Genomic DNA, 7,806 nt, shown 5'->3' with positions numbered 1-7,806 from the left:
CCAGTGGGGACCTCGACCTGGCCACCAGTGGGTACTTTTTCATGGCCACGGACACGCCCTTCAATTTCGGAGGGGACAAGTCTGCCCAAAATATCTAGCAAAAGCCCAGGTCGCGACTGAAATCGCTGGATTTGCGAGCTGGCGAGTTGATAGAAGCACCGGTCCTACCCGACACTCATAGAGGTCCTACCCGACCGAGATCTCCAAGGCGGCCGCGAGTGTGGAGACGGCGACCGTTGCCTGCCATTGCCGGTCCCATCGATGACGGACGGGCAGAGTCAGACCGCACGCGTCCGCGCTGTCACGTACGAATCGGCCTTCGCCGCCCAGGCCGCCGCGAAACAACGCCGACGACGGTGCTGCTCCACGCTGCAGCTGAAAGGAACGGGCAGCCAACAGCAGCGACCGAGCCGAGTCTGGAACAGCGACAGCTCCGCCCCTGCCAGCGGGGTCGAGGCGGAGCATGTGGGCGCTCTCGCTGAGCGCGTCAATCGGGATCTTTGTCAAAGTGCTGTAACTGACGCCCGTGAACAAGGTCGTGCCCAGTACGCCGGCGCGCACAGGGTGGGCGAGGCGTTCGTGCATTCGGGCACCGGTGTCAGTGGTGAACGGGTCGGTGGTCAGACCGGGTCCGACCATGTACGGCAACTCCGACGTGGTAGCCGTGGTCGGCAAAGCCGCGTTGGGCGCCTTGCAGCAGGGCCACGGTGTGCCGGTCGCTGGGGCTTTCCGTAACCAGCGCGGTCAGCAACACCGATAGCGTTTCCGTGACGTCGGGATCAGTGCCGAGCCGACGGCCGATCTCTTGACGTCCATGGTCGTAGATCGCGAGGACTCGTCCCGCGTCGACCCGTGACATCAGGTTCTCGGACCCGTGACATCAGGTTCTCGATTGCGGTCGTTGCCTCCCCGGTGGACCAGTTACCGCGAATTCCGCTTCGGCATTCTGGGGCCTCGACGGTGGGGACATCTCTGCGGTCCTTGGGCTGACCGGTTACAGCGGTACTTCACGAAGTGACTGGTTGCGTTTGGGCGGAGCTGTGGTCCCGACCGCCCCTTCGGCCTGGACGCGAACAGCGTCGCTGTGGCAGTGCTCGTGTCTTGAGTGTCGGCCCCACTCACCTCGCACCTTTGTAAATGATGCCGAAGGTGCTTATGTACGTCGCCAACGGTCAACATCCCCACTCTCGACCCCCGACCTCGCCGCTGGCCGAGGCGGTTGCAGCGACGAGTCGCCCCGACACTCCTTGGTCATCGTCGTATGGGACGACTGGTCAACCTGTTGTTTGGAACCCAAAGCTAGCGGCGATAGCTATCGACGCTAGTAAAGCTAGACACCTACTGGCGTCTGGCGTGATTTCGCGCGGGTTGAGAAGGCGCCGAGCCCGCACGCGATTCCCGCCTGCGATCCTTGACTGTCGGTGCGGTTAGAAGCTCAGTCCGTGCAGCCGCCTGCTGTCTCTGCACCCGGCCTGCCTCAGGAGGGTGCGTCGCTTTTTGTCTGACGCACTCCGGTGCAAGTTGTTGCAAGGCTCTGCAACGCCTGCGCTGCCGCAGACGCTTTCGAAAGTCTCGGCTACGTGTGCTAGTTGACGTAGCAGTGCTATTTGTCCTGCTGAGGGGTGTTGCACCCTAGGTATGTCGCGTGCAATCGGATGGTGAGCCACCTTCGCTCCGTGCGCGTTGGTGCTTACCGCAGAATAGCTATCGATCAGTGCGATGATAGCGAGTAAAGCTAGGTGAGCTAGCAAAGTGCGTAAAGCTTGCAAAGTGCGCTAGGTGTACTAAGGTTGCAAACAGATCGAGCGGTGCTAGGCAAGTGTGTCTACTTAACTAAGCTCCACAAGCTCCACAAGCTCCACAAGCTCCACAAGCTCCACAAGCTCCACAAGCTCCACAAGCGCCCATAGCTTCGATAGCGATGCGAGTAAGCCACGCGTGTCTGGCAAGTGACGCAAGCGTGACTAGGTTTGCGTGGCTAGCTACGCAAGGTACTGCAGCGTGACGAGCAAGCAGTGCGAGCAAAGCGAACCAAGATACGGAAGCGAGGAGAGCGTTCGGCGCAAGCGTCGCTCCGCGTGTTAACGCAGCACACGGAGCAATTGGTAATACCGTAGCGAGCCAGAAGGCTTGCATGCTTTATGCCCGTCCGGTGTGCGAGCCAACGCACTTTCCTAAAACAAGAGTTTTCGAATTTGAACCTCGAACAGAGAAAGGAACGCGAATCCCCGATGTCGACGTCGTCGAAGCAGCCCAGGAAGTTCGCAATATGCAACCAGAAGGGCGGGGTTGGCAAGACAGCGACAACCCTCGGATTGGCGAGTGCTCTGGCCGACAAGGGCAAACACGTCCTTGTCATCGATATGGACCCTCAGGCCAATGCGACGACCGGTCTAGGAGTCGACGTTGATGACGACACGCGAACTACCTTCGACCTGATGTCAGTCACTAGCGAGGGTGCAGCCGCGGATGCGGTAGTAGCAACCGAATGGGATCGGGTCGACCTGATCGCGGCGACTCAGAGCCTCGCCAATCTTGAGGCTGACGGCGCAAACGACCTGATCTTTCGGTTGGATATCGCGCTTGAGGGTGTCGATCTGTCGCCTTACAGTGCAGTTTTCATCGACTGCCCGCCGTCGCTGGGCAAATTACTTTTCGCGGTCTTATGCGCCTGCGACTCAGTCATCGCGGTCACAGAACCCACCATCGACAGCGTGCGAGCGATTACCAAGGTTGAGGAAACCATCACCAACGTCAAGCGGCGTGCGAACCCTCGTCTTGAGCTCGAGAAGATCGTCTTGTCGAAGAAACGAAGGACCTCGGAGCATCAGTATCGCGAGGACGAGTTGCGTGCTGCATACGGAGAATTGGTTGCAAGAGCGGGGATCCCGGAGCTAGCGGCGCGCCAAGACGCTCATAGCAGCCACACCCCCATCCATTCTTACAGGGGAGGCCGGGCGATAGACCTGCAAGTCGCCTACGACGCCCTGCTAAAAGAACTGTCTATCGACCTCCTAGGAGAGCCTGCCGCATGAACGCACAACGCGAACCCGCCATCCGCCGCCACCCGGCCGCAGATCTCCCCTCGCGACCGACCGTTTCACCCCGGCGCGTTGAGCCCGAAGCACCGCAGGAATCAGCCGCGTCGCCGACCGCCGACGTTTCGGCCAGTGCTGGCGGTATCAGCCTGAGCAACGAGCCCACTCTTACAACGCCGAACGAATCATCGGATCCGCACAATGCTCGGCGGGCTGCAGGGGCGGGCGTGGAAAAGTTCAGCGAGCAGCACAATGTGCGGATACGGAGTTCGACCAAGCTTCGTTTGAACAGAGCTGTCGACAGGCTGCGTTATGAGACAGGGGATCGATCAATCAGTATTGCTTCCTTGACTGACGCAGCGCTCTGTGAGTACCTCGACAAGCGGGGCATCTAGACCGCTGAATGAGGATGCCCGCTTGCTGTGCTAGCTAGCGTTGCTAGCACAGCTCTTGGGTTGCCCATAAGCCGCCAGTCGTGTACCTGTGCGCGATGACTGACCTGCGGTGGGCCCGAGGCTTCAGGACCCCACCGACGCTCGGAGTCCTCTTCGACGTTCGTCTATCGAGACACCTCAAGGCCAATTCGGTTGTCAGTTTCAGAAGTGGGCGTCATGTTTTCCTGGGGTTTCACCTCCGATTGCAGTGGTCTTCTGACATTCTGAGTGCAGAAGTGGACTGCACAATCGGTCACCTGGGTCGGGTGTTCGGAGGCTGCAATGGATGCGGAGAAGTTCGACGTCGTCGAGGCTGGTGTCTTGACCGCGTCGGCCGAGCAGTGGGAGCAGGCACGGGCACGGTTCGCAGTGCTCAACGAGCTGATGAATCGATCCGCGATCGGTACCTCCGCGGTCGAGGATGCAGCGCAACAGTTGAGTGTCTCGCCCCGGCGGGTGTACGCGCTGCTGTCCATACTCCGGAATGGGGAAGGGGCGGTTACCGATCTACTGGTCTCCGCGCCCGCAGGCGGACGTGGACGCTCCCGCGTGCCAGACGAGGTGGAAGACGTGATCACCGAGCACATCAACCGTGAATTCCTGGCTCGTCAGAAACTCAGTGTCGCTGCACTACATCGTCGTATCGCGCAGGCCTGTCACCGCGCCGGACTCCCGATCCCAGCCCGCAACACAGTCAATGCCCGGATCGCAGCAATGCACCCGGGCCGTGTCGCACGCTCACGTGGCGGACCGGACGCCGCCAGGTCGCGGCAATCCGCGGGCGATGTCCCGCCGCCGGTGACGGCCGTTCTCCAGCAAGTACAGATCGATCACACCGTGGTCGATCTGATGATCGTCGACGAATACGACCGGGCGCCGATCGGACGTCCTTATCTCACGATTGCCATCGATGTCCTCAGCCGCTGCATACCTGGGTTCGTGGTAACTCTCGATCCGCCGTCCGCAGTGTCGGTCGGGTTGTGTCTGGGCCGGGTGTGCTCGGACAAAAGCGTATGGATCGACTCTCTGGGCCTCGGCGCGGATGTGCGGTGGCCGATGGCCGGAAAGCCGCACCGCCTGTACATCGACAACGCTTCCGAGTTCAAAAGTGAAGCGCTCCAGCGCGGTTGCGAGCAACACGGCATCGACCTCGGCTACCGCCCACCCGGCAGGCCGCATTACGGCGGGATCGTCGAACGCATCATCGGCACCGTCATGACCCAGGTCCACGAACTCCCCGGCACCACATTCTCGAACCCAACTCAGCGGGGCAGCTACGACTCGGATAGTAAGGCGGCGTTGACGTTACGAGAACTGGAACGCTGGCTGGTCCTGGCGGTCGCGGCGTATCACGCAGAGGTGCACACCGGCCTCCGGCAGAGCCCGGCTGCGCGGTGGACCAGCAGCACCGACGCTGACAGTGCTCTGGCGAGCTCGACGGTGGTGGACGAGACCGCATTCCTGGTGGACTTCCTTCCCGTCATCCGCCGTCGCCTGACGCGGACGGGGTTCGTCATCGACCACATCCAGTACTTCGCGAACGCTCTGAAACCGTGGATCGCCCGACGAGAGACCCTGGGCCAGTTTGTGATCCGCCGGGACCCACGAGATCTGAGCAGGGTGTGGGTCCTGGACCCCGACAGCGGCGGCGGATACATCGAGGTGCCGTATCGAACGATGTCACATCCAGCGGTGACCTTGTGGGAACATCGCGCAGCAGTGACACGACTGCGCGAACACGGCCGAGCACATATCGACGAACACGCCTTGTTCTCGATGATCGACAAGATGCGAGAGATCGCAACATCGGCGCAGAAGGACACCAGACGGGCTCGACGTAACCGCAGTCGTCGTGCGCACCTGAGCAGCGTCGTGACATCACCGAACGCGATGGGCCCGCCCGAGCTTGGCCCAGGCACCGACGACGTGTCGGTTCCGATCTTCGACGACATCGAAGAATGGTGAAACGGTGAACAACGACCCCCGAATCACGCCCGCAGGCGACGGCGACGACCGTAGCTGCCAAGACATCGACCCCGGTAGTGCGGACCTCAACCATCTGCGCAGTTCGGTCAGACCGATCGCGGTTCTCCCTGCCGCGCAACGCATCAGGCACATTCGCACGGAACGGTGGATCGGGTATCCGCGTGCACGGTCGGTGATCGAGCACCTCGAGACGTTGCTGGGGTGGCCGGATCGGCAACGAATGCCGAACCTGCTTCTGATCGGACCGACGAACAACGGCAAGTCGATGATCATCGAGAAGTTCCGGCGTGCGCACCCTGCGGTCACCTTGCCCGACCGTGAGCAGATACCGGTGCTGTGTATGCAGATGCCCCCGGACCCAGCACCCGGACGGTTCTACCTGGCGATGCTCGCGGCACTCGGAACGCCGATGCGCCCGCGAAGCCGCGTTCACGAACTCGAACAGCAAGCGGTTACGCTGCTGCGAGCGACCGGGGTGCGGATGCTGATCATCGACGAGCTCCACAATGTTCTTGCCGGCCGCGACAACGTGCGCCGAGAATTTCTGAACCTGTTGCGGTTTCTTGGCAACGAGCTGCGGATCCCTCTCGTCGGAGTCGGTACCCGAGAGGCGTACCTCGCTATCCGCAGCGATGGGCAGTTGGAGAACCGTTTTCACCCCATGACGCTGCCGATCTGGACCAACGACACCGACACCCGCTCCCTGCTGGCGAGTTTCACCGCCAGCTTCCCATTGCGTGCGCCCTCGCATCTGACATCGGCGGAGATGACCGACTACCTCCTCACCCGGTGTGAGGGCACCATCGGCGAACTGGCCACGCTGTTGACCGCGGCCGCAGTGACCGCATTAGAGGCCGGAGAGGAAGCGATCACCTCACAGGTGTTGACGCAGACCGTCTACTCCGGGCCTACCGAACGCCGCCGCCACTTCGAGCGGCACCTGGCATGACAATTCCATCCGATGCCCCTGCAGCGCACACAGCGCTCGCCCACAGTGCGTATCCGCGGTGGCCCCTTCACCCGCAACCACTACCTGGTGAGACTCTGATGTCGTGGCTGGCCCGGACCAGCGCACTGTATTCGTTGATCAATACAGCGGACCTTCTCGACGGGCTCGGCTTCGAGAGTCCGGGCGTGGACCTGGACCGCTACACACCCGAGCCGGTGCTGGACGCCCTCGCCCAGAGGAGCACCTGTGCGGCGGAACGGCTGCGTGAGATGACGCTAGCGGGGTGCACGCCCTGGCTCCTCGACAGCACCGACCCCGCCGAATGTGACTTCGACACCTACGCCCATCAGTTCTCTGTCCTACTACCGGCGGGTCTGGCGATGGCAGATCGACGTCGACGCGCACCGCCCGCCGGCATGTGGCTTCCCTGGGTGAGCAAGCTCGATACGCGGGCATGTCCCTTGTGTATCGACGACCTCGACACAGACGCCGATATCGCGGTCATGATGGCTCATCAGTACCCGATGCTGACCAGCTGCACGAAACATCACTGTCGACTGGAATTCTGCAGTGTCGTACCCGGCAGGCTGGTCTTCTGGGAGAGGACACCAGCAGGCTCGGACGATCACGCATCACCGATACCGGTACCGGCAGTCGTCGCAGAAATCGACCGGCGCACCGCCGCCGCATTGACGAGCGGGTCGGTCGAGCTCGGCGCGGGCCGTGTTCATGCCGCAGTGTGGTTCAGGCTGCTGCGTACCGTCGTCGACGAGGTATCGACGCCGCTGGTCCGCACCGGATGGTGGGCGAAGCCACTGAGCGCGATCTGGAAGTCCACCGGCCATTCTCGCCCGCTCCGGACATCATGGGTTCCGTTCGAGCAACTGCGGTGGGACGAGCAAGCGAAGGTTTTGTTTGCCGCCGCGACCGCGATCATCGCGGTGGAGAACGATGAGATGGCCGCGAGCGGTGCTGATGCCTGCTTGCTGCGGCCGCGACGGTACGAGCCGGTCGATCCGGGGACCGCTCCGACAAGGTCTCGCAGTCCGGTACCCGCCCGCAGCGCTTGGGACGGTGTGATTGCGGCGATCGATGCCGCTGTCGCCGCCGCCCGCGTCGACAGCGACGCCGCCCGATCTCTGTTCGGATTGGCGAGAACGGGTTGCCGCACCGAAGAAGACATCGATGAGCTGGCCTATGCCTTCGTCGAGCTCGGCATCCGACTGGACTGGGACTGAAGCGCGCATGATCACCCCACGTTTTTCTACGCCCGCTTTTACGCGGGAATCAATCGCCTCCTGTAGTCACCCACGGTCTGTGTGCGGTGACCGACGAGAATTTCCGTTCCCGCACCGTCTTCGTCTAAATCCCTGCTCAGCGCGTTTCAACTCGAAAGAGC

At 62.0% G+C, this 7,806-nt stretch carries 5 protein-coding genes; 4 read left to right on the top strand and 1 reads right to left on the bottom strand.

What is annotated here, in order from left to right:
• Positions 1–186: 186 nt before the first annotated feature.
• Entirely contained in the window at positions 187–675 is a 489-nt protein-coding gene (locus tag ACODSO_RS28810; protein WP_489040036.1) for a hypothetical protein, read from the bottom strand.
• Between the two features lie 1,556 nt (positions 676–2,231).
• On the opposite strand from ACODSO_RS28810, the gene ACODSO_RS28805 reads away from it, so the two are divergent.
• The 4 genes from ACODSO_RS28805 (at position 2,232) to ACODSO_RS28790 (ending at position 7,645) form a co-directional block, all read left to right on the top strand.
• On the top strand, positions 2,232–3,035 hold the full coding sequence (locus tag ACODSO_RS28805) for a ParA family protein (RefSeq protein WP_489040037.1): 804 nt from the start codon (positions 2,232–2,234) through the stop codon (positions 3,033–3,035).
• A gap of 719 nt (positions 3,036–3,754) precedes the next feature.
• Entirely contained in the window at positions 3,755–5,437 is a 1,683-nt protein-coding gene (locus ACODSO_RS28800) for a Mu transposase C-terminal domain-containing protein (protein ID WP_032389201.1), read from the top strand.
• A gap of 4 nt (positions 5,438–5,441) precedes the next feature.
• Positions 5,442–6,407 carry a TniB family NTP-binding protein gene (locus tag ACODSO_RS28795; protein WP_230074848.1) on the top strand — a complete coding sequence of 322 codons (966 nt, stop codon included), beginning with the start codon at positions 5,442–5,444 and terminating at the stop codon, positions 6,405–6,407.
• Positions 6,404–7,645 carry a TniQ family protein gene (locus ACODSO_RS28790; RefSeq protein WP_052047645.1) on the top strand — a complete coding sequence of 414 codons (1,242 nt, stop codon included), beginning with the start codon at positions 6,404–6,406 and terminating at the stop codon, positions 7,643–7,645. The genes ACODSO_RS28795 and ACODSO_RS28790 overlap by 4 nt, the downstream gene beginning before the upstream one ends.
• The last annotated feature ends 161 nt before the right edge of the window (positions 7,646–7,806 follow it).

It is taken from the genome of Rhodococcus sp. FG69, from assembly GCF_057808915.1.
The sequence above is the reverse complement of the archived record's forward strand: the minus strand, read 5'-3'. Positions and strand labels throughout refer to the sequence as shown.